We start from the raw sequence: 18,583 nt of genomic DNA, 5'->3' as shown, positions 1-18,583 counted from the left end.
GATGGATCTGAGGGGGACGTTCACTGCCGCACCGGGCGGTGCCTGGTACCGGCCGTGGGCCATTCTTCTTGCCGTTGCGACGCTTGCAGCGTTCGGCGACGCGTCTTCCGTCGTGGCCCAGCCGGCGTTCCCGACGGTCGCCGCCGCGCAGCCGAAGGACGCCAAGCTGTTCCTCGCCGCCGACACGGTGACCTACGACACCCGCGGCGACGTTGTCACGGCGACCGGTGGCGTACAGATCGACTACGGCAAGTACAAGCTCGTGGCGCGCCGGCTTATCTACAACCAGAAGACCCGCCGTCTCGTCGCCGTCGGCGACGTCGAGCTGAAGCAGCCGGACGGCAATCTCATCTATGCCGACCAGATCGACGTCACGGACGACTTCCGCGACGGTTTCGTCGAGGCCCTGCGCCTCGAAACCCCGGAGAACACCCGCTTCGCCGCGGCGCAGGCGGTGCGCGAGAACGGCGACACCACGACTTTCGAGCGCGGCGTCTACACCGCCTGCGAGCCCTGCCGCGAGCATCCCGAACGCCCGCCGCTCTGGCAGATCAAGGCGCGCCGGATCATCTGGGACGAGAAGGAGAAGGTGATCCGCTACTACGGCGCCCGCTTCGAGCTGTTCGGCGCGCCGATCGCCTATCTGCCCTATTTCCAGTCCGCCGATCCGACGGTGAAGCGCCAGTCCGGCTTCCTCGCGCCGGAATTCAAGAACTCCGACGATCTCGGCTACGGCCTGCGCGTGCCGTATTTCATGGTGCTGAACGACAGCGCCGACGTCACGGTGGCCGGCACCTACTATACCAAGCAGGGCTTCCTCGGCGAGGCGGAGTACCGCCAGGCCTTCGACAACGGCATGTTCACCCTGAAGACCGCCGGCATCATCCAGCAGGATCAGGACGAGTTTTCCGGCGACAACATCTACGAGAACGGCATCCTCGCGCGCGAATCCCCCGACTATGCCAACAAGGCGCGCGGCATGATCGGCACGACCGGCAAGTTCGCCCTGTCCGACCGCTGGACCTTCGGCTGGGACGTGCTCTGGCAGAGCGACGAGGACTTCTCCAACACCTACGGCATCGCCGGATACGGCGACAGCAAGCGCGTCTCGGAGGTCTATCTCACCGGCCTCGGCGACCAGAGCTATTTCGACCTGCGGGCGCAGAAGTTCCAGTACCAGTCGACCGACACCGATCTCGACGACCAGCAGCCCTACGTCCTGCCTTCGCTCGACTACGAGCGGATCGAGCAGACGCCGGACGTCGGCGGCGAGGTGAAGCTGACCGCCAACCTCGCCTCGATCTACCGCAGCAAGGACGCGGTCACGCGGCTCTGCAACACCTATCTGACCGGCGGCAACGACCCCGAGGACGACTGTGCGAGCCCGTTCAACGGCTATCAGTTCAACCCGGACTATCTGCGCTACAACGGCCTCGACGGCAGCTACACCCGCGCGTCGACCGAACTCGAATGGCGCAACAGCTACATCCTGCCGTCCGGGCTGGTGCTGACGCCGATCGCCTCGGTGCGCGGCGACCTCTACACCGCCGACATGGCGAGCGACGGCTCGACGCTGCCGTTCTACACCGCCGGCGTTTTGACCAGCAACGCGGCCTTCGGAGCGGTCGACATCGACGACAGCGGCGCGCGCGGCATGGCGACGGCCGCCCTCGAGGCGCGCTATCCCTATCTCATCGAGACGGCCTACAGCAGCCACGTGATCGAGCCGATCGCCCAGATCGTCGTCAGGCCCAACGAGACCCTGATCGGCCAGCTGCCCAACGAGGACGCCCAGACCCTCGTCTTCAACACCGCCAATCTCTTCTCGCTCGACAAGTTTTCCGGCTACGACCGGATCGAGGGCGGCACGCGGGCGAATGTCGGGCTGAAATATTCCGGCAGCTTCGTCGGCGGCTACTCGATCGACGCGGTGGTCGGCCAGTCCTACCATCTCGCCGGCATCAATTCCTACGCCCAGCGCGATCTCAGCCTGGTCGGCTACGATTCCGGCCTCGAGACCGATCGGTCGGACTATGTCGGCTCGCTCTCCTTGGGCATGCCCGAGGGCATCAGCCTCGGCACCCAGGGGCGCTTCGACGAGGCGGATTTCGCGCTGAAGCGGGCCGACTTCTACGGCTCCTACCAGGGCACGCGGGCGTCGGGCTACCTCGCCTATTCCTTCATCGCGGCCCAGCCGATCTACGGCTCGGTGCAGGACCAGAACCAGATCAATGCCGGCGCGTCGCTGAAATTCGACGACAACTGGACCGCCTACGGGCTGATCGGCTACGACATCGAGAACAAGTCGGTGATCCGCCAGGGCGTCGCGGTCGGCTGGGCAAACGACTGCTACTCGATGCTGCTTTCCTACGAGGACGAGAATTCCAGCTATTCCTCTGACTCGGGCTCGCAGACGGTGATGTTCAAGGTCGGCCTGCGGACGCTGACGAGCTTCAACGAGCCCTACGACATCGGCCTCTGACGGGGGCCTGCCGGGGAAGCGGGCGAACCGCCGCGGGCGGCCGCTTGCGTCGAATTAACTTCTCATCCCGGCCCAAGTCGCATAACAGGGTGCGGCGGCCGCACGGTTGCGCCGGAGGCCGATCCGCCGCATCCTGACGCTTGCCGACGAAGGGGCGGAGAGGCACGGCCCCATGAGGACAGGAACCGGGGAGTCGAAGCTTTCATGACGTTCGTGAGATTGCTGGCAGGCCTTGCCGCGGCAGGCGCCATCCTGATCATCGCCCCGGCCGACGTCTCGCTCGCCCCCCGCCCGGCGATGGCCGCCACCGAAGTCGCCGTCGTGGTCAACGGCCAGCCGATCACCACCTACCAGATCCGCCAGCGCGCGGCCTTCCTGAAGCTGCGGCGCGAAGGCGGCAACCTCACCCAGAAGGCCACCGACGAGCTGATCGACGAGGCGCTGAAGCAGCAGGAGACCCGGCGCCGCGGCATCAAGATCCCGGATCAGGCGGTCGACCAGGCCTTCGGCAACTTCGCCTCCCAGAACAAGCTGACCACGGCGCAGCTCACCGAGGTGCTGTCGCGCGCCGGCTTCTCGGCCAGCGGCTTCAAGGACTACATCCGCACCCAGATGGGCTGGGGCCAGGCGGTGCAGGCGAGCGTGCGCAAGAACGACCGGGTCAGCGAGCAGGAAGCCGTCCAGCGGATGCTCGCCCAGGGCGGCAAGAAGCCGAAGACCACCGAATACACCCTGCAGCAGGTGATCTTCGTCATCCCCGAGGCCGAGCGCAAGGCGAAGATGTCGCTGCGCAAGCGCGAGGCCGAGGGCATGCGCTCGCGCATGCGCGGCTGCGCCGGGACCTACGACATCGCCAAGAACCTCGTCGACGTGACGGTGCGCGATCTCGGCCGGGTGGCGACGCCGGAGCTGCCGCCGCGCTGGAAGGATTCCGTCGAGGCGACGTCGCCCGGCAAGACGACGCCGGTCCAGGAGACCGAGCGGGGCGCCGAGTTCATCGCGGTTTGCAACACCCGCGAGGTCTCCGACGACGCGACCGCGGCGATGGTCTTCCAGTCGAAGGACCTCGAAAAGCTCGGCAAGGGCGAATCCGGGCCGGACAAGGAACTGCTCGACAAGCTGAAGAAGAACGCCCAGATCGTCCGGAAATGACCGACCCCCTGCCCGGCAATGCGCCGGCGCCGCTGGCGGTGACGCTCGGCGAGCCCTCGGGCGTCGGGCCGGACATCGTGCTGATGCTCAAGGCGGCGGAGACCGCAAGAGGCGCCGCGGCCGGCACCGATGTGGGCGCCGCCCCGCTGCCGCCGCTCTTCGTCCTCGCCGATCCGGCGATGCTCTTCGCCCGGGCCGAGCGGCTCGGCCTTCTCGACCGGCTTTCCTTCACGACGATCGCCGCACCCGAGGATGCGGCAGCCGTGCCGTCAAACGCCCTCGCCGTCCTGCCGCTGGCACATCGCCAGAGCGAAGCGCCCGGGACGCCGCAGGCGGAGAACGGCGCCGGCACGATCGAGGCGATCGACCGGGCGACGGCCTTCGCGCTTTCCAAGCGCGCCGGCGCGATCGTCACCGGGCCGATCGACAAGAAGGCGCTCTACGACGTCGGCTTTCGCCATCCAGGCCATACCGAATATCTCGCCGAACTCTGCGCAGAGGCCGCAGCAACGCCGCTCATGCCGGTGATGCTGCTCACCGGGCCGGAGCTTTCCTGCGTGCCGGTGACGATCCACGTTCCGATTTCCGCGGTGCCGCAAATGCTTTCCACCGCGCTGATCGTTGCGACCTGCCGGATCGTCGCCGCCGACTATCGCCGCCGGCTCAAGGTGGCGCGGCCGCGCCTTGCCGTCGCCGGGCTCAATCCGCATGCCGGCGAGAAGGGCGCGATCGGCCGCGAGGACGAGACGGTGGTGAGGCCGGCGGTGGAGGCGCTGCGTGCCGAGGGGATCGACGTCGTCGGCCCGCTTCCGGCCGACACCATGTTCCACCCCCCGGCGCGGGCGCGCTACGACGTCGCCGTCTGCATGTATCACGACCAGGCGCTGATCCCGGCAAAGACGCTGGCCTTCGACGCGACGGTCAACGTGACGCTCGGCCTGCCGATCATCCGCACCTCGCCCGACCACGGCACGGCCGCCGACATCGCCGGCTCCGGCAAGGCGCGGCCCGACAGCTTTCGCGCCGCGATCCTGCTGGCGGCCCGCATGGCGAGGGCCGAGGCGGCGGCCGCGAGCGCCTGATGGCTTCGCCCGACGGATTGCCGCCGCTGCGCGCGGTGATCGCCGCTCACGGCCTCGAGCCGAAAAAGAGCCTCGGCCAGAACTTCCTCCTCGACCTCAACCTCACCGGCAGGATCGCCCGCCAGGCGCTGCCGCTCGACCGGGCGACGGTGATCGAGGTCGGCCCGGGTCCGGGCGGCCTCACCCGGGCGCTGCTGGCGGAAGGCGCCGAGCGGGTCGTTGCGATCGAGAAGGATCCGCGCTGCATCGCCGCGCTGGAGGAGATTGCGGGACACTATCCCGGCCGGCTGGAGATCGTCGCCGCCGATGCGCTGACCGTCGACCTCGCGGCGCTGGCGGGCGGCGGGCCCGTCAAGATCGTCGCCAATCTTCCCTACAATGTCGGAACGCAGCTGCTTCTGTCGTGGCTGGCGCCGCCCGTCTGGCCGCCGGCCTGGGAAAGCCTCACCCTGATGTTCCAGAAGGAGGTGGCCGAGCGGATCGTCGCCGCCCCTGGCTCCGGCCATTACGGCCGGCTCGGCGTTCTGGCCGGCTGGCGGACGCGGGCGCGGATCCTGTTCGAGGTCTCGCCGGCGGCCTTCACCCCGCCGCCCAAGGTGACCTCGGCGATCGTCCAGCTCTTTCCGAACCCTGCGCCGCAGCCGGCGCCGCTTGCCGCCCTCGAACGCGTCACCGCAGCGGCCTTCGGCCAGCGCCGCAAGATGCTGCGCCAGAGCCTGAAGAGCCTCGGCGGCGAACAACTGCTCACCCGCGTCGGCATCGCCCCGCAGCGGCGGGCGGAGACGCTGAGCATCGAGGAGTTCGTGCGGCTGGCGAATGCGGTGTGAGGACCCCCCTCTGGGTTGCCACCCATCTCCCCCACAAGGGGGGAGATCGAAGCGTCGCCGACGGCCCTCGCTTCCCGGCGATCGACGCGGCCGACCCCTCGGTCAGTCGCATGGCGGCGAGGGCCGCCTTTCGTTCCAGTTCTGCGACGAAGCTCATCGCCCGGTCGGGATTGTCCTCTGCGATATAGAGCGCGATGTCGCGAAGATCCGCCAGGGCCTCAGGAGAATATGCGAGCCGTTTCACGCGGCGCCGGTGCGCCGAGCCGAGATGGCGGCGCGCAGCTCGGCATAGACTTCGTCGGCGGGGATGCTTGCGCCACTCTCGTCACCGGCGCGGATTGCGTCCCTCAGCGCCATGAGCTCACGGCACTCGCAGTCGCGGGCTCGGGTCCAGGCGCGTAGGGCTTCGCGCACCACTTCGCTGGTCGAGGCATATTCCCCCTCGGCCACAGCCGCTTTCAAGGCCGCGGCCATTTCGGCCGGCACGGTGATGGTCATGCGTTCGATCGAGGACATCTGCGAACTCCCGACAGGTGCTCGCATACTTTTTCATACTCGCCGTGATACGTCATGGACGGCTTGTCAGCGCCCGGTCGCGGAGCCCCGCCGGGATCGAGACGTCGATCGCGTCGAGCACCTGACGCGCCTCGGCGGATCGGGTTGGGCAGCCGGCCCAACCGGGCCGCCCCGCCTCACTCCACCTCTTGCGCCAGGAGCGCCGCGGTGAAGGCTTCGAGCCCTGGCCGCCGCTCGCGCCTGAGGCGCTCGGCGGCGATGATCGCACGCACCGCCTGGAAGGCCCGGTCGAGGTCGTCGTTGACGACGACATAGTCGTAGTCGCGCCAGCGCTCGATCTCGACCTTGGCGTTGGTCAGGCGGATGGCGATGGTCTCGGCCGAATCTTCGGCCCGCCTCAGCAGGCGCGTCTTCAGCTCCTGCATCGAGGGCGGCAGGATGAAGATCGACACGACGTCGTCCCCGGCCTTTTCCTGCAGCTGCAGGGCGCCCTGATAGTCGATGTCGAAGAGCATGTCGCGGCCCTCGCGCATCGCCTTTTCGGCCGGGGCCTTCGGGGTGCCGTAGAAGTTGCCGTGCACCTCGGCCCATTCGAGGAGGCCCTCGCCGGCCCGCATCAGGTCGAATTCCGCCTTGTCGACGAAGCGGTAGTGCACTCCGTCGATCTCGCTGGTGCGGCGCTTGCGGGTGGTCACCGAGACCGAGAGCGAGAAGCTCGGATCGAATTCGAGCAGGTTGCGGGCGATCGTCGACTTGCCCGCCCCGGATGGCGAGGACAAAACGAGCATGAGCCCGCGGCGGGCGATCTCAGGGGTCGAGCCGAGGTCGGTCGGTTGGGTCATTCGATGTTCTGCACCTGCTCGCGGAACTGGTCGACGACGACCTTGAGCTCCAGCCCGATCGCCGTCAGCGAGGCCGCATTCGACTTCGAGCAGATCGTATTCGATTCGCGGTGAAATTCCTGCGAAAGAAAATCGAGACGCCGGCCGATGACGCCGCCCGCCGCAAGCAGCGCGGACGCGGCGGAAAGATGCGCGGCGAGCCGGTCGATCTCCTCGCGGATGTCGGCCTTCGCGGCGAGGATCGCCGCCTCCTGGTGCAGCCGGGCGGGGTCGAGATCCTCGCTCGCCGCCATGAGGGTCGAAACCTGCTCCGAAAGCCGCCGGCGGATCGCCTCGACGGAGCGGGCCGGGTCGGCCTCGGCGCGTTCGACGAGCCCGGAGATCTCGGCGAGGCGGCCGGAGAGGACGCCGGCGAGCGCCGCGCCCTCCTCGCGCCGCACGTCCTCGAGCCGCGCCAGCGCATCCTTGAAGCCGGCGAGCACCGCGGCATCGCGGGCTTCCGCCGCCCCGTCGCCCGGCGCCTCCTCCGCAATGTCGATCAGCCCCTTGATCGACAACAGGCCGTCGGCCGTCGGCGGCGCGGCATGGCCTTCGGCGACCAGCTTGCCGGACATGGCGAGGACGTTCTGCAGCATCGCCTCGTTGACCACGAGGGACGGGCCGCCGGTCTCACGCCGCCACTGCAGGCTGGCCTGCAGATTGCCGCGGGAGATCGTCGCCGCGAGGACGCGCCGCAGCTCCGGCTCCAGATGCTCCATGCCCTGCGGCAGGCGGAAGCGGACGTCGAGCCCCTTGCCGTTGACCGCGCGCAGTTCCCAGACGAAGGATCCGGCAGCCGATTCGACCTCGGTGCGGGCAAAGCCCGTCATGCTCCTCACCGCCATGTCGTCATCCGATGCTGTCGCGTGCCCGGCCGCCGGTACCACAGGTCGGTGGAACGTGGCCAGTGCCGGGACGCTGCGCCAGCGCGATCGATCGGAAGACAGATACCGCCAGCGCGATCGATGTGGCCGGCAGAGATGCGGTCGGCGGAGATGCAGCCGGCACGGCGGCGTGCTATCGTCGATGGGCTGCGGTTCCGGCGGGTCGTTCGGCGACGCGGTTGCCTGCATGGTCTTTTCGAGCCTGGATGCTCGCCTTTCTTGCCGCCATCGTTTGCGGCGGCGGCGGCGGGTCGCGCGCTGCGACGCTGACGACGGACGCGGCGAACAGCGTCTGCCTCTTCCGTCTCACCGGCAGGATCGAGCGGGACGACGTCGCGGCGATCCGGAGCCGGCTGACGCCGCTCGATGCCCTCGACACGGACGATACCGACGACAATAAGGATCGCCAGATCTGCCTCGACAGTCCGGGCGGCAATTTCGGCGCCGCCCTCGACATCGGCACCTATCTCTTCGAGCAGAGCTACGGCACGGTCGTCGAGGAAGGCGCCAGTTGCCTCTCCGCCTGCGCCGTCATCTTCATGTTCGGCAACGTCCACGGCGAGGAATTCGCCGGCTTCCGGCGCAAGCTCCACATCCGTGGCAGGCTCGGCTTCCATGCCGTCTCGCCGGTGCTGCCTCCCGGCCCCTACCCCTCCGAGGCGGTGCCGGACCTCGTGCGCGCGGCCTTCGCGCAGTCGAGCCAGGTGGCGGGCATGATCGTCGAGGCGGTGCGCCGCACGCCGGGGCTCGGCGCCGAGCCGATGATGCGCGACAGCCTCGTCGTCCGGATGCTGACCACCGACCCGTCCCGCCTGTTCATGGTCGAGACCGTCGATCAGTTCGGCCGCTGGCACGTCGATCCGCTCGGCCTGACCATGACGGTCAGGATCGGCCGCAACGAGCTGGTCCAGGCCTGCCGCAACGCCCTGGTGTGGACGCGGGACGGGGACGCCGCGCTTCTCACCGACGAAGTCTCCTCGGTCGAGACGCGGCCGGTTTCGGGCAACGCCGAGGCGCCGCTGGAATCGACGGTCGCACTGGTCGGCTTTGCCGAACTCGGCTGCCGCATCCGCCACGCCGCGACGATCGCCAACGGCGCGCTGGTGGAAATCGAGACCAACGACGAATTCACCGGCGTCAAACGCCTGATCTTCGCCAACATCCTCTATTTCCTGCCGCCGGACACGCTGATGCGGAACCTGCGGTAGGGAGGCGGCTCCACTCCAGCATTCCTCTCAGCCGCCGTCGGCGGTGCCTGCGTCCTTGTCGGCGTCCTGGCCGGCGGCAGGCTGGCGTTCGAGCGCGCGGTACTTCGCGACGTTGGCGTTGTGCTCCTTCAGGGACGCGGCGAAGACGTGGCCGCCGGTCCCGTCGGCGACGAAATAGAGATCGTCGGTCTGCATCGGATGGGCGACGGCCTCGAGCGCCGCCTTGCCGGGATTGGCGATCGGGCCGGGCGGCAGTCCCTTGACCTTGTAGGTGTTGTAGGGGGTGTCGCTGTCCTTGTCCGACTGGGTGACCGGCTGGCCGGACGGCTTTCCCGCCCCGCCATAGACGCCGTAGAGGAAGGTCGGGTCGGAATCGAGCCGCATGCCCTTCTTCAGGCGGTTGACGAAGACCGAGGCGACGTGCGGCCGCTCGCCGTCGACGCCGGTCTCGCGCTCGACGATCGAGGCGAGGGTGATGAACTGGCCGATGTCCTTGATCGGCAGGTCGGGATCGCGCTTGTCCCAGATCTCCTTCACCAGCTGGTCCTGGGCGGTCTTCATCCGCCGCACCACTTCCTTGCGGGGCGTGCCGCGCTGGACGAGATAGGTGTCCGGCTTCAGCGTGCCCTCCGGCACCTCGCCGGGCATCTCGCCGGTCAGGAAGTCGGAATTTTCGATCCGCTCATAGGCGCGGTTGACGGTCCAGCCCTCGGGGATCGTCACCGCATGCATGATCGATTCGCCGCTCTTCAGCTTCTCCATCACGTCGCGCATCGAAGCGCCGGGGGCGAAGGCGTATTCGCCGGCCTTCAGCTGGCCGCCCGTACCGGAAAGGCGCACGCCGTATTCGAAGACGTCGGCGTCGGAGATGATGCCGTCGGTCTCGAGCCCGGAGGCGATGGCCGAGACGCCCGTGGAGCGCGGCACGACATAGGTCGCCTCCTTGGTGAGCGGACCCGGCCGGTCGAACTCGCTCTTGCCCCAGTAGAGCAGCGCGCCCGCCGCGAGCAGCACGAACAGCGCCGCCGACAGGCACAGGTTCAGGAAGATGACGAGCTGGTTGCGGGAATGGCGCGAACGCTTCGGCGGTTCGGGCGCCGGCGACGGCTTGAACTGCCGGCCGCGATAGCCGCGGCTGCCCTGGCCACCCTCTGCGTAGTGGTCGTTCACCGACACCCCCTTTCGCTCTCGCCTCGTCGGCCCCTCTGGCATCATGGCAATGTGGCAAAACGCCGGACGACGCAAGGAAGCTTCCGCCGGATGGGACGCGGATGCCCCGGCACGCTGAGCGAGGAAGGGGCGGCGAAAGGCCAGTGGATTGAATTTGACATTTGAGCCCCGACCGGGTGAGGCATCGGATCAAATGTCAAATTCGAAAAATCCACCAGGATCATAAAGTTGGCGAGTGGTCTTTGGATTCCGACATCTGCTGCGCGGTCTCCACGAGACGGTGCCAAATGTCGGAATCGGACCACTAGCGCAGGGCGTCGAGGCCGGCGCGCAGCCGGTCCGGATCGTCGAACGGCCGCAGGGCGCCTTCGAGCTCGGCCTGGGTCCGCTCCCACAGCGGCACGGCCTCGGCGAGGAGCGCCCGCCCGGCGCCGGTGAGGACGAGCCGGCGCGAGCGCCTGTCCGCCGCGTCGCGCCGCACCTCGATCAGCCCGCGCCGCTCTAGCGGCTTGAGGTTCGCGGTCAGCGTCGTCCGGTCCATGCCGAGGAGGTCCGCCACCGGGCCGAGCGTCGGCGGCTCCGGCCGGTTCAGCGCCATGAGCAGGGAGAACTGCCCGCTCTTCAGGTCGAGCGGCCGGAAAACCTCGTCGAACCTGCGCGCGATCGCCCGCGCCGCGCGCTGGGCGTGGAGGCACAGGCAGCGATCGCGGACATGAAGGGTCGTGGCGAAGGGGACGTCGCCGCCGCCCCGACGCGAATCGAATCCGTTTGACATGCCGTATTTATGTTGATATCAACTTTTCAGTCAAGATCGCGAACCGGGAGGGTCCGATGCAGGCAAAATCCGTCGTCGTCACGGCGTATGACTGGGTGCCGTCCTTCGCCCAGGGGCACGTGCGGGACCTGCGCGTGCGCTGGGCGCTCCACGAGGCGGGGATCGCCTACGAGGCGCGTCTCATCGGCCACACCCAGAAGACCGAGCCCGAGCATCTCGCCCGCCAGCCCTTCGCGCAGGTCCCGGCGATCGATCTCGACGACGGCTCGATGTTCGAATCGGGCGCCATCGTCTGGGCCATCGCCGAGGAAAGCGACGGCCTCCTGCCGAAGGATGCGGCCGGCCGCAGGCAGGCGCTCTCCTGGTGCTTCGCCGCGCTCAATACGATCGAGCCGGTCGTCGCCCGGCTCGCCGAGGTGGCGCTCTTCCTCGACGACGAGGAGGTCAAGGCGAAGCTTCGCCCCCGCGCGCTCGCCGCGGTCGAAACCCGTCTCGGCCAGCTCCAGGCAGCGCTCGGCGAGCGCCCTCACCTCCTCGGCGGGTTTCAGGCGCCCGACATCCTGATGGCGACCGTCCTGCGCGATCTCGGCCACAGCGACGTCCTTTCCCGCTATCCGGCGCTCCAGCGCTATGTCGAGCGCTGCACGAACCGGCCGGCCTTTCAAAAGGCGCTCGCCGAGCAGATCGCCCCCTTCGCCGACAACGCGCATCGCTACGAACGGGCGGCCTGAGCGACGGTCCCGGCCGGCGCCATCCGCACGCGTCGCCGGCGCCCGCGCATCGGCGCGCCAACGCACCGGACGAGCGTCCGCGATCAGGGGAAACTCAATGCGCCAGATCATCGCCGGCCTGTTCCAGTCCCTCGACGGCGTCGTCCAGGCGCCGGGCGGACCGCGGGAGGACGAGAGCGACGGCTTCCGCTTCGGCGGCTGGCTGGTCCCACATTTCAGCGAGGTCACCGGCGGGTTCATCGACGAGGTGTTTTCCGGCGCCTTCGACCTCGTTCTCGGCCGAAGGACCTACGAGATCTTCGCCGCCCACTGGCCGCGGATCGAGAACGACCCCTTCGCCGACAAGTTCAATCGCGCGGCGAAATACGTCCTGACCTCTTCCGACGCGCCGCTCGCCTGGAACAATTCCCACAGGCTGAAGGACTTTGCCGCGGTGCGCGCCCTGAAGGAGACCGACGGCCCGCGGCTGATCGTCCAGGGATCGAGCACGATCTATCCGGGCCTCCTGCAGGAGGGGCTGATCGACCGCTTGTTCCTTCTCACCTTTCCGATCATCCTCGGCCGCGGCAAGCGCGCCCTTCCCGGCGCGATGCCGACGGCTTTCAGCCTCGTCGAGAGCCGGGTCTCGGAGAGCGGCGTGATCATCGCCGTCTACGAGCCCAAGGGCGACGTCGAGACCGGCTCCTTCGCGCTGGAGACCTGACGGTGACGCTGCAGCTCTTTGCCCACCCCTTCTCCTCCTACTGCCAGAAGGTGCTGGTCGCGCTCTACGAGAACGACACGCCCTTCGAATTACGCAGGCTCTCCCACGATCGTCCGGAGATCATGGACGAACTCCGGGCGCACTGGCCGATCGGCAAGTTCCCGGTGCTTCTCGACGACGGCCGGCCGCTGATCGAGGCCTCGATCATCGTCGAGCATCTCGACATCCACCATCCCGGCCCGGTGCGGCTGATCCCGGCGGAGCCGGACGCGGCGCTTGAGGCGCGGTTCTGGGACCGCTTCTTCGACAATTACGTCGCGACGCCGCAGAACAAGTTCGTCGACGACGCCCTGCGGCCGCCGGAGGCCCGCGATCCGCTCGGAGTCGAGCGCGCCGGGGCGATGCTCGACACGGCCTATGCGATCCTCGACCGGCACATGGCGGAGCGCGAATGGGCGGCGGGCGATAGCTTCTCCCTCGCCGACTGCGCGGCCGCGCCGCAACTCTTCTATGCCGACTGGACGCATCCGATCGGCGACCGGTTCCCGGCGGTCACGGCCTATCGGCAGCGGCTTTTGCGCCGGCCGTCCTTCGCCCGCTGCGTCGAGGAGGCGCGGCCCTATCGCCCGCTGTTCCCGCTCGGCGCGCCCGACCGGGACTGAGGCGTACGCCGCATTCACACATTCACGAGGAGCGTGGATCATTGAGCCAGAAGATCTTCATCAACCTGCCGGTGACGGACGTCGGACGCTCGACGGCCTTCTACGAGGCGATGGGTGCGACGAAGAACGAGCGCTTCTCCAACGAGACCGCATCATGCATGGTCCTCAGCGAGGAGATCCACGTCATGCTCCTCGAACACGCCCGCTGGCGGGATTTCACGCCGAAGACCATCCCCGACGCCAGGACGAGCGCCCAGGTGCTGCTCTGCCTGACGCTGGCGAGCCGCGCGGCCTGCGACACCGCAGTCGACACCGCCGTCGCGGCGGGCGGTTCGGCCGACCCGACGCCGAAGCAGGATTTCGGCTTCATGTACGGCCGCTCCTACGAAGATCCGGACGGCCACATCTGGGAAGTCTCCTGGATGGACCTCGACGCGATGGAACGGGCGATGGCGGCAGGCGGCGCAGGCTCGACGGGCTGACGTCGCAGCGTCGTCGGATCAACGGCAAACGCAGAAGGTGGTGACGATGTCGTTCATACTCGGCCATGTGATCGCGGTCCCGACAGAAAACCGCGAAGCCTTCAGGAAGCATGCGGCAACTGCCGCGGAGATCATGACGGATTTCGGCGCGAGCCGCACCGTCGACCTGTGGGGCGACGACGTGCCCGACGGCAAAATCAACGACTTCAAGGGCGCCGTCGCCGCGACGCCCGACGAAACCGTCACATTCGGCTGGATGGAGTTTCCGGACAAGGCGACCGCCGATGCCGCCGTCGAAAAGATGATGTCGGACCCGCGCATGCAGGCCCTGCGCAACATGCCCTTCGACGGCAGCCGGATGATCTACGGCGCCTTCGAGGCGATTTTCGAGGAAGGCGAGGCGGTCGACGGCGGATATGTCGACGGCTTCGTCATCCCGGTTCCCGCGGACAAGCGCGAGGCCTATCACACCCTCGCGGCGACATCCTGGCCGATCTTCCGCGACCACGGCGCGAAGCGTCAGGTCGAATGCTGGGGCACCGACGTTCCGCGCGGCAAGGTCACCGACTTCTTCCGCGCCGCCCATGCGAAGGACGGTGAGAACATCGCCTTCGCCTTCCTCGAATGGCCCGACAGGCAGACCCGCGACGCCGGCATGAAGGCCATCGTGGAGGACACGCGGATGAATCTCACGCCGTCGGAGATGCCCTTCGACGGCAAGCGGATGATCTATGCCGGCTTCGAGACCATCTGACCGAACGCCGCCCCCCATTCAATCCAGCCCGAGGAGAAGCATCATGGCAAATCCGCACGGTACCCCGATCTGGTACGAGCTTCTGACGGACGACCAGAACGCCGCCGAGACCTTCTATGCGGCGGTCCTCGGCTGGACCATCGCAAAGCCCGACATGGGGCCGCCCGGCATCGACTACCGCGTCGCCTCGGCTGCGGACGGGCCCGTCGGCGGGATCATGAAGAAGCCGGAGGGCGCGCCGATGCCGCCGGCCTGGCTGATCTATTTCGGCGTGAATGACGTCGACGCGGCGACCGCGAGGGCCAAGGACCTCGGAGCCGCCGACCACATGCCGCCGATGGACATTCCGGAGGTCGGCCGCATGGCCTTTCTCGCCGATCCCCAGGGCTGCTTCTTCTACGTGATGCGCGGTTTCTCGCCACAGGACAGCCGCGCCTTCCAGGCAGAGACGGGCCCTGTTCCCGGCCATTGCGTCTGGAACGAGCTGGCGACGCCGGATCAAGACGGCGCGCTCGCCTTCTACGGCGATCTCCTCGGCTTCAGGCAGGAGGGTGCCTTCCCGATGGGCGATCTCGGCGACTACAAGTTCTGGCATGTCGGCGAAACCCGCATCGGAGCGGTGATGCCCCGGATGCCGGGCGGTCGGACCGGCTGGCAGGTGTTTTTCGGCGTCGACGACATCGATGCGGCGAAACAGCGCCTGGATGCGGCAGGCGGCAATACGCTGTTCGGCCCGAGCGAGATCCCGGGCGGGGCCTTCACCATCGTCTGCGCCGACCCGCAGGGCGCGCAATTCGGGCTCGTCGGCCCGAGAAAGGCGTGAAGAGCATGGCTGCCGAGACGAAGGACATCCTCGCCACCTGCCTGTGGTTCGACAAGAACGGCGAGGAGGCCGCGCGCTTCTACGTCGACCTCTTCCCGGACTCCTCCATCGACCGCATCATGCATGCCCCGGCCGACTATCCCTTCGGCAAGGCCGGCGACGTCCTCTTGGTCGAGTTCACGCTGTCCGGCCGGCGCTTCCAGGCGCTCAACGGCGGGCCGAACTTCCACTTCACCGAGGCGGTGTCGCTGTCGATCGACTGCGACAGCCAGGCGGAGGTCGACCGCTATCATGCGGCGCTCTCGGCCCATCCGGAGAACGAGGCCTGCAGCTGGGTGAAGGACCGCTTCGGCCTGTCCTGGCAGATCGTGCCGCGGATCATGACGGTGCTGATGAACGATCCCGACCGGGAAAAGGCAAGGCGCGTCATGGAGGCGATGATGACCATGAAGAAGATCGACATCGCGGCGATCGAGGCCGCGGCGCGGGGCTGACGGCGGGATCCGGCCGACGCGAACGGGATACCGCATCGAAGCCGGCCATCGAGGTCCGGCGTCGAGAGGTTCGGCATCCGGCTCGAACCCGCCGGACCGCACATGACGGTTGCTGCGTCACAGGGAACGTCCGCCCGGCGGGAAACGGGTCCGCCGATCCGCCGACGGGCAGACGCCGTGCGGGCGCCCCTCTGCTTCACGCGGAGGGGCGCCCGCATCGACGGTCTTGCCCATATGCTGTGCTCCCGGCGGCCGGCGGCCCTGGCGGCCCTCAGGCCGCGATCGGCGCCGCCGCGGCCGCAAGCCGGCCATGGGCGAGCCAGGCGGCGCATTCGGCAGGAAGCTCGGCGGCAAGCCGCGCCTCGTAGGCCGCCACGTCCTCGGCCGTCAGCACGTCGTGCCAGCGGCCGTTGACGCCCCGATGGATGAAGGTGGCGGCACCGCCGTCCCAGAACGCCCCGCCGAGCGGCGCGGACTTTTCGGCATGCGCCTTCATGTAGGCGAAGCTGCAGTGGTCGAGGATCGCCGGCCAGCGCTCCGGGTCCACCTCGATGCCGAGAAATTCGGCGATGCGGGCGATCTCGCCCGGCATGTCGGCCTTCAGGTCGGCGAAGTGGACGAACAGCACGTTCGGCTGCTCGCGCACCGCCCACCAGGACCGGACGTTTTCGAAATACGACCAGAACGGATAGCCGTCCTTCTCCAGCCATTCGAGGAAATACTGCCGGATCGAGGCCGGCGGCGGCCCGATCGGCGGCCCGACCCGGCCGGGCGCGTCGTTGAGCGCGCCATACCAGGCCTCGTTGGCATTGGCGTGGTGGTTGTAGAGGCTCCAGACGACGTCGCGCCCGTCGCGGCCGATATAGACGTATTTGGCGCGGGGCGAGAAGACCAGCGCGTCGACCGGCAGATGCGTCTTCAGGAAGCGGCGATGGGTCTGCGCCTCGATCGCCGCAAGCTTGACGGGCTTCGGCGGCACCCGCAGGTCGACCCAGGGAGAGAGCTCGGAGACGTCGACGTCGTCGGCGCCCTGGAAGATCAGCTGGCCGACGATCTGCTGCGTCCAGGTCGTGCCGGACTTGGCATAGGTGGCGATGACCACGTCGTCGTCGCGGAAGCAAAAGTCGTTCCAGACGGTCGAATCGAAGTGGTGATTGTGCAGTTCCCGCGTCTTCTGCGGCAAAGCTTTCGTTGCAGTCTGCATGGTCGAACCTCGCGTGACGGGACGGCGGCCATCTAGGCGAGATGTGTTTCGCCAGTATTTCCACCGCATGACGCGCGGAGAAGTCGTACAGGCCGGCGATCACGACCGCGTCAAAAGGGCCGTTTCAGCAATGGCGATTTCCCTGCGGCGACCGCCGATGCCTGCGATCGCGGGCCAGCCCTTTCGACATGAAAAAGGGGCGCCGCCCGAAGGCAGCGCCCCTGATCGATGGCATGGCCGATCGCGGGCGATCGAACGCCCGGCCGCCTATTCAGCCGTTCGAGGCGAGCAGGAAGTCCGGCAGCTGCGGCGCCTCGTCGTCCTCGTCGGACTTCTTCGAACGCGTCGTCCGCCGGCGCTTCGGCTTTTCCTCGCCTTCGCCCTGCGTCTCGCCTTTCGGCTTGCGCCGGCCGGCCGCCTTCTTCGGCTCGGCCTCGCTCGCCCCGGCCGCCTCGCCGTCCGGCGCGGCCTCGCGGCCCTCGGCCACGGCCTCCTCGCCGCCGCTCTCGGCCTCCGTCCGGTCGGAAAGACGCGGACGGCGGGTGCGGCCGCGGCGCTTGGCGCGGTTCTGCGTCTCTTCGAGCGCCTCGGCGGCGGTCATGCCGACCGGCGCCTCGCTCTCGCCGGCATGGCCCTCGTCGCTCCTCGCCGCGGCGGCCTCGGCGCCGCCACGCTCGTTGTCGCGGCCGCGGTCGCCGGACCGGCCGCCCGCCTCTGCGGCAGCGCCGTTCGCCGCGCCGTTGCCGGAATGGCCGTCGTTGCGGTCGCGCACCAGCATCGGCTGCGGGCCGGTGCCCGCCGGCTGGTCGCGCCGGTCACGCCGATCCCGCTGGCCGCCGTCGCGCTGCCCGTCGCGCTGCCCATCCCGCTGATTGTCGCGCTGCCCGTCGCGCTGATTGTCGTCGCGGCTGCGGTCGCGGCCGTTGCCGCCGTTGCCGCCGCTGTTGCCGGAGCCGTAGTCGTTGCGGTTGCCGTTCTGCTGGAAGCGCCGGTCGCCGCGATCGTTGCGGTCGCTGCGGCCGTAGCTGCCGCTGTCGAGAATGTCGTCCTCGTCCTCGTCGTCGCTGTCGCGCATGTCGCGGTCGTCGCGCGGCTGCTGGAACTGCGCCTGGGCGGCGGCGATGATGCGGTTGTAGTGCTCGGCGTGCTGGAGATAGTTTTCCGCCATCACGCGGTCGCCGGCGGCGGCGGCGTCACGCGCCAGCTGGGCGTATTTCTCGGCGACATGCTGGGCCGAACCGCGGATTTTGACGTCGGGGCCGTTCGACTCGTAATTGCGCGAAAGCGGATTGGGACCCTTGCGCCCACGGCCGCGCATACGGTTCTTCTGCTGTCCTGGCCTCATGCTCTTCCTGTCTCTTGGTATCGGGAACATCCGCGGATGTTCTGCCTCGGGAGCGTGCAAACCGCCCCTGTACGCGCGGCCGTCGTCCGAGGACGAGCCCGCGATGGAAATGTTCTAAAGTCGGTTTCGACTGGCGATCCGAACTGCCAGTTCACGGACGGCCATTCGGCCATCTCGAGCATCTCCCGGCTCCGCCGCGTGAGATGTCCCCCTCGATTGCTCCGTACGCCGCCGACAATAGAGATGAAACCCCTTAGCGACAAGCCTTATTTCCCCAAAATCAGGGCTGCGAACTCATATGACAGCAGGTGACGTATTGCTTGGAGGCTGATTCTGTGGCGGCGGTTGATTCCAGGAGCTGCCGCGATGAGCGCTTGTGCCGACGATTGGGGTTCGAAGTCCCGCCTT

At 68.2% G+C, this 18,583-nt stretch carries 20 protein-coding genes; 12 read left to right on the top strand and 8 right to left on the bottom strand.

What is annotated here, in order from left to right:
• Nucleotide 1 precedes the first annotated feature (1 nt).
• From J1C47_RS21435 to rsmA, 4 genes are all read left to right on the top strand, one after another.
• Complete coding sequence (locus J1C47_RS21435; RefSeq protein WP_207352850.1) at nucleotides 2-2,482, top strand: LPS-assembly protein LptD; 2,481 nt, start codon at nucleotides 2-4, stop codon at nucleotides 2,480-2,482.
• A 204-nt stretch (nucleotides 2,483-2,686) separates the two neighbouring features.
• Complete coding sequence (locus J1C47_RS21430; RefSeq protein ID WP_207352849.1) at nucleotides 2,687-3,634, top strand: SurA N-terminal domain-containing protein; 948 nt, start codon at nucleotides 2,687-2,689, stop codon at nucleotides 3,632-3,634.
• Nucleotides 3,631-4,716 carry a 4-hydroxythreonine-4-phosphate dehydrogenase PdxA gene (gene pdxA / locus J1C47_RS21425; protein ID WP_207352848.1) on the top strand — a complete coding sequence of 362 codons (1,086 nt, stop codon included), beginning with the start codon at nucleotides 3,631-3,633 and terminating at the stop codon, nucleotides 4,714-4,716. Before J1C47_RS21430 ends, pdxA begins: the two co-directional genes overlap by 4 nt.
• Nucleotides 4,716-5,543 carry a 16S rRNA (adenine(1518)-N(6)/adenine(1519)-N(6))-dimethyltransferase RsmA gene (gene rsmA / locus J1C47_RS21420; RefSeq protein ID WP_207352847.1) on the top strand — a complete coding sequence of 276 codons (828 nt, stop codon included), beginning with the start codon at nucleotides 4,716-4,718 and terminating at the stop codon, nucleotides 5,541-5,543. The genes pdxA and rsmA overlap by 1 nt, the downstream gene beginning before the upstream one ends.
• Here rsmA and J1C47_RS21415 read toward each other — a convergent pair.
• From J1C47_RS21415 to J1C47_RS21400, 4 genes are all read right to left on the bottom strand, one after another.
• Nucleotides 5,461-5,787 (bottom strand): type II toxin-antitoxin system RelE/ParE family toxin, encoded by a 327-nt coding sequence (locus J1C47_RS21415; protein ID WP_207352846.1) that lies wholly within the window; start codon nucleotides 5,785-5,787, stop codon nucleotides 5,461-5,463. The genes rsmA and J1C47_RS21415 overlap by 83 nt on opposite strands.
• Nucleotides 5,784-6,059 (bottom strand): type II toxin-antitoxin system ParD family antitoxin, encoded by a 276-nt coding sequence (locus tag J1C47_RS21410; RefSeq protein ID WP_207352845.1) that lies wholly within the window; start codon nucleotides 6,057-6,059, stop codon nucleotides 5,784-5,786. The genes J1C47_RS21415 and J1C47_RS21410 overlap by 4 nt, the downstream gene beginning before the upstream one ends.
• Nucleotides 6,060-6,235: 176 nt before the next feature.
• A complete protein-coding gene (gene gmk / locus J1C47_RS21405) occupies nucleotides 6,236-6,901 on the bottom strand; it encodes a guanylate kinase (protein WP_207352844.1) in 666 nt (221 codons plus the stop codon).
• A complete protein-coding gene (locus J1C47_RS21400; protein WP_207352843.1) occupies nucleotides 6,898-7,785 on the bottom strand; it encodes a YicC/YloC family endoribonuclease in 888 nt (295 codons plus the stop codon). Before J1C47_RS21400 ends, gmk begins: the two co-directional genes overlap by 4 nt.
• Before the next feature lie 245 nt (nucleotides 7,786-8,030).
• On the opposite strand from J1C47_RS21400, the gene J1C47_RS21395 reads away from it, so the two are divergent.
• On the top strand, nucleotides 8,031-9,032 hold the full coding sequence (locus tag J1C47_RS21395; protein WP_207352842.1) for a hypothetical protein: 1,002 nt from the start codon (nucleotides 8,031-8,033) through the stop codon (nucleotides 9,030-9,032).
• 27 nt (nucleotides 9,033-9,059) lie between these two features.
• On the opposite strand, the gene mltG is transcribed toward J1C47_RS21395, so the two are convergent.
• The gene (gene mltG / locus J1C47_RS21390) at nucleotides 9,060-10,202 is read right to left on the bottom strand and encodes an endolytic transglycosylase MltG (protein WP_342592035.1); all 1,143 of its coding nucleotides are present in this window, start codon (nucleotides 10,200-10,202) and stop codon (nucleotides 9,060-9,062) included.
• Between the two features lie 304 nt (nucleotides 10,203-10,506).
• Entirely contained in the window at nucleotides 10,507-10,977 is a 471-nt protein-coding gene (locus J1C47_RS21385) for a MarR family winged helix-turn-helix transcriptional regulator (protein WP_207352841.1), read from the bottom strand.
• Between the two features lie 56 nt (nucleotides 10,978-11,033).
• On the opposite strand from J1C47_RS21385, the gene J1C47_RS21380 reads away from it, so the two are divergent.
• From J1C47_RS21380 to J1C47_RS21350, 7 genes are all read left to right on the top strand, one after another.
• Nucleotides 11,034-11,708 carry a glutathione S-transferase family protein gene (locus tag J1C47_RS21380; protein ID WP_207352840.1) on the top strand — a complete coding sequence of 225 codons (675 nt, stop codon included), beginning with the start codon at nucleotides 11,034-11,036 and terminating at the stop codon, nucleotides 11,706-11,708.
• Between the two features lie 97 nt (nucleotides 11,709-11,805).
• Nucleotides 11,806-12,411: a dihydrofolate reductase family protein gene (locus J1C47_RS21375; protein ID WP_207352839.1), complete on the top strand. Its 606-nt coding sequence runs from the start codon at nucleotides 11,806-11,808 to the stop codon at nucleotides 12,409-12,411.
• Nucleotides 12,412-12,413: 2 nt separating this feature from the next.
• Nucleotides 12,414-13,073 carry a glutathione S-transferase N-terminal domain-containing protein gene (locus J1C47_RS21370; RefSeq protein WP_207352838.1) on the top strand — a complete coding sequence of 220 codons (660 nt, stop codon included), beginning with the start codon at nucleotides 12,414-12,416 and terminating at the stop codon, nucleotides 13,071-13,073.
• A 41-nt stretch (nucleotides 13,074-13,114) separates the two neighbouring features.
• Complete coding sequence (locus tag J1C47_RS21365; RefSeq protein WP_207352837.1) at nucleotides 13,115-13,555, top strand: VOC family protein; 441 nt, start codon at nucleotides 13,115-13,117, stop codon at nucleotides 13,553-13,555.
• Nucleotides 13,556-13,601: 46 nt separating this feature from the next.
• Entirely contained in the window at nucleotides 13,602-14,309 is a 708-nt protein-coding gene (locus J1C47_RS21360) for a DUF1428 domain-containing protein (RefSeq protein WP_207352836.1), read from the top strand.
• A 43-nt stretch (nucleotides 14,310-14,352) separates the two neighbouring features.
• Entirely contained in the window at nucleotides 14,353-15,132 is a 780-nt protein-coding gene (locus J1C47_RS21355; RefSeq protein WP_207352835.1) for a VOC family protein, read from the top strand.
• A 5-nt stretch (nucleotides 15,133-15,137) separates the two neighbouring features.
• On the top strand, nucleotides 15,138-15,626 hold the full coding sequence (locus J1C47_RS21350) for a VOC family protein (RefSeq protein ID WP_207352834.1): 489 nt from the start codon (nucleotides 15,138-15,140) through the stop codon (nucleotides 15,624-15,626).
• A gap of 271 nt (nucleotides 15,627-15,897) precedes the next feature.
• Here the strand turns inward: J1C47_RS21350 and J1C47_RS21345 are convergent, their stop codons facing one another.
• Both J1C47_RS21345 and J1C47_RS21340 read right to left on the bottom strand, forming a co-directional pair.
• The gene (locus J1C47_RS21345) at nucleotides 15,898-16,830 is read right to left on the bottom strand and encodes a sulfotransferase domain-containing protein (RefSeq protein WP_207352833.1); all 933 of its coding nucleotides are present in this window, start codon (nucleotides 16,828-16,830) and stop codon (nucleotides 15,898-15,900) included.
• A 271-nt stretch (nucleotides 16,831-17,101) separates the two neighbouring features.
• Complete coding sequence (locus J1C47_RS21340; protein ID WP_245396728.1) at nucleotides 17,102-18,148, bottom strand: DUF4167 domain-containing protein; 1,047 nt, start codon at nucleotides 18,146-18,148, stop codon at nucleotides 17,102-17,104.
• Nucleotides 18,149-18,583 lie beyond the last annotated feature (435 nt).

Source organism: Jiella sonneratiae (genome assembly GCF_017353515.1).
GTDB lineage: Bacteria > Pseudomonadota > Alphaproteobacteria > Rhizobiales > Rhizobiaceae > Jiella > Jiella sonneratiae.
Note: the sequence above shows the minus strand (reverse complement) of the source record. Positions and strands in the feature narration are given on the sequence as shown.

Bases quoted from the DNA above. Each gene is read 5' to 3' on its own strand.
- rsmA (WP_207352847.1), top strand. From the start codon at position 4,716: ATGGCTTCGCCCGACGGATTGCCGCCGCTGCGCGCGGTGATCGCCGCT.
- pdxA (WP_207352848.1), top strand. From the start codon at position 3,631: ATGACCGACCCCCTGCCCGGCAATGCGCCGGCGCCGCTGGCGGTGACG.
- J1C47_RS21360 (WP_207352836.1), top strand. From the start codon at position 13,602: ATGTCGTTCATACTCGGCCATGTGATCGCGGTCCCGACAGAAAACCGC.
- J1C47_RS21375 (WP_207352839.1), top strand. From the start codon at position 11,806: ATGCGCCAGATCATCGCCGGCCTGTTCCAGTCCCTCGACGGCGTCGTC.
- J1C47_RS21340 (WP_245396728.1), bottom strand. From the start codon at position 18,148: ATGCGCGGCCGTGGGCGCAAGGGTCCCAATCCGCTTTCGCGCAATTAC.
- J1C47_RS21385 (WP_207352841.1), bottom strand. From the start codon at position 10,977: ATGTCAAACGGATTCGATTCGCGTCGGGGCGGCGGCGACGTCCCCTTC.
- J1C47_RS21380 (WP_207352840.1), top strand. From the start codon at position 11,034: ATGCAGGCAAAATCCGTCGTCGTCACGGCGTATGACTGGGTGCCGTCC.
- J1C47_RS21400 (WP_207352843.1), bottom strand. From the start codon at position 7,785: ATGGCGGTGAGGAGCATGACGGGCTTTGCCCGCACCGAGGTCGAATCG.
- J1C47_RS21345 (WP_207352833.1), bottom strand. From the start codon at position 16,830: ATGCAGACTGCAACGAAAGCTTTGCCGCAGAAGACGCGGGAACTGCAC.
- gmk (WP_207352844.1), bottom strand. From the start codon at position 6,901: ATGACCCAACCGACCGACCTCGGCTCGACCCCTGAGATCGCCCGCCGC.
- J1C47_RS21355 (WP_207352835.1), top strand. From the start codon at position 14,353: ATGGCAAATCCGCACGGTACCCCGATCTGGTACGAGCTTCTGACGGAC.
- J1C47_RS21395 (WP_207352842.1), top strand. From the start codon at position 8,031: ATGCTCGCCTTTCTTGCCGCCATCGTTTGCGGCGGCGGCGGCGGGTCG.
- J1C47_RS21410 (WP_207352845.1), bottom strand. From the start codon at position 6,059: ATGTCCTCGATCGAACGCATGACCATCACCGTGCCGGCCGAAATGGCC.
- J1C47_RS21350 (WP_207352834.1), top strand. From the start codon at position 15,138: ATGGCTGCCGAGACGAAGGACATCCTCGCCACCTGCCTGTGGTTCGAC.
- J1C47_RS21430 (WP_207352849.1), top strand. From the start codon at position 2,687: ATGACGTTCGTGAGATTGCTGGCAGGCCTTGCCGCGGCAGGCGCCATC.
- J1C47_RS21435 (WP_207352850.1), top strand. From the start codon at position 2: ATGGATCTGAGGGGGACGTTCACTGCCGCACCGGGCGGTGCCTGGTAC.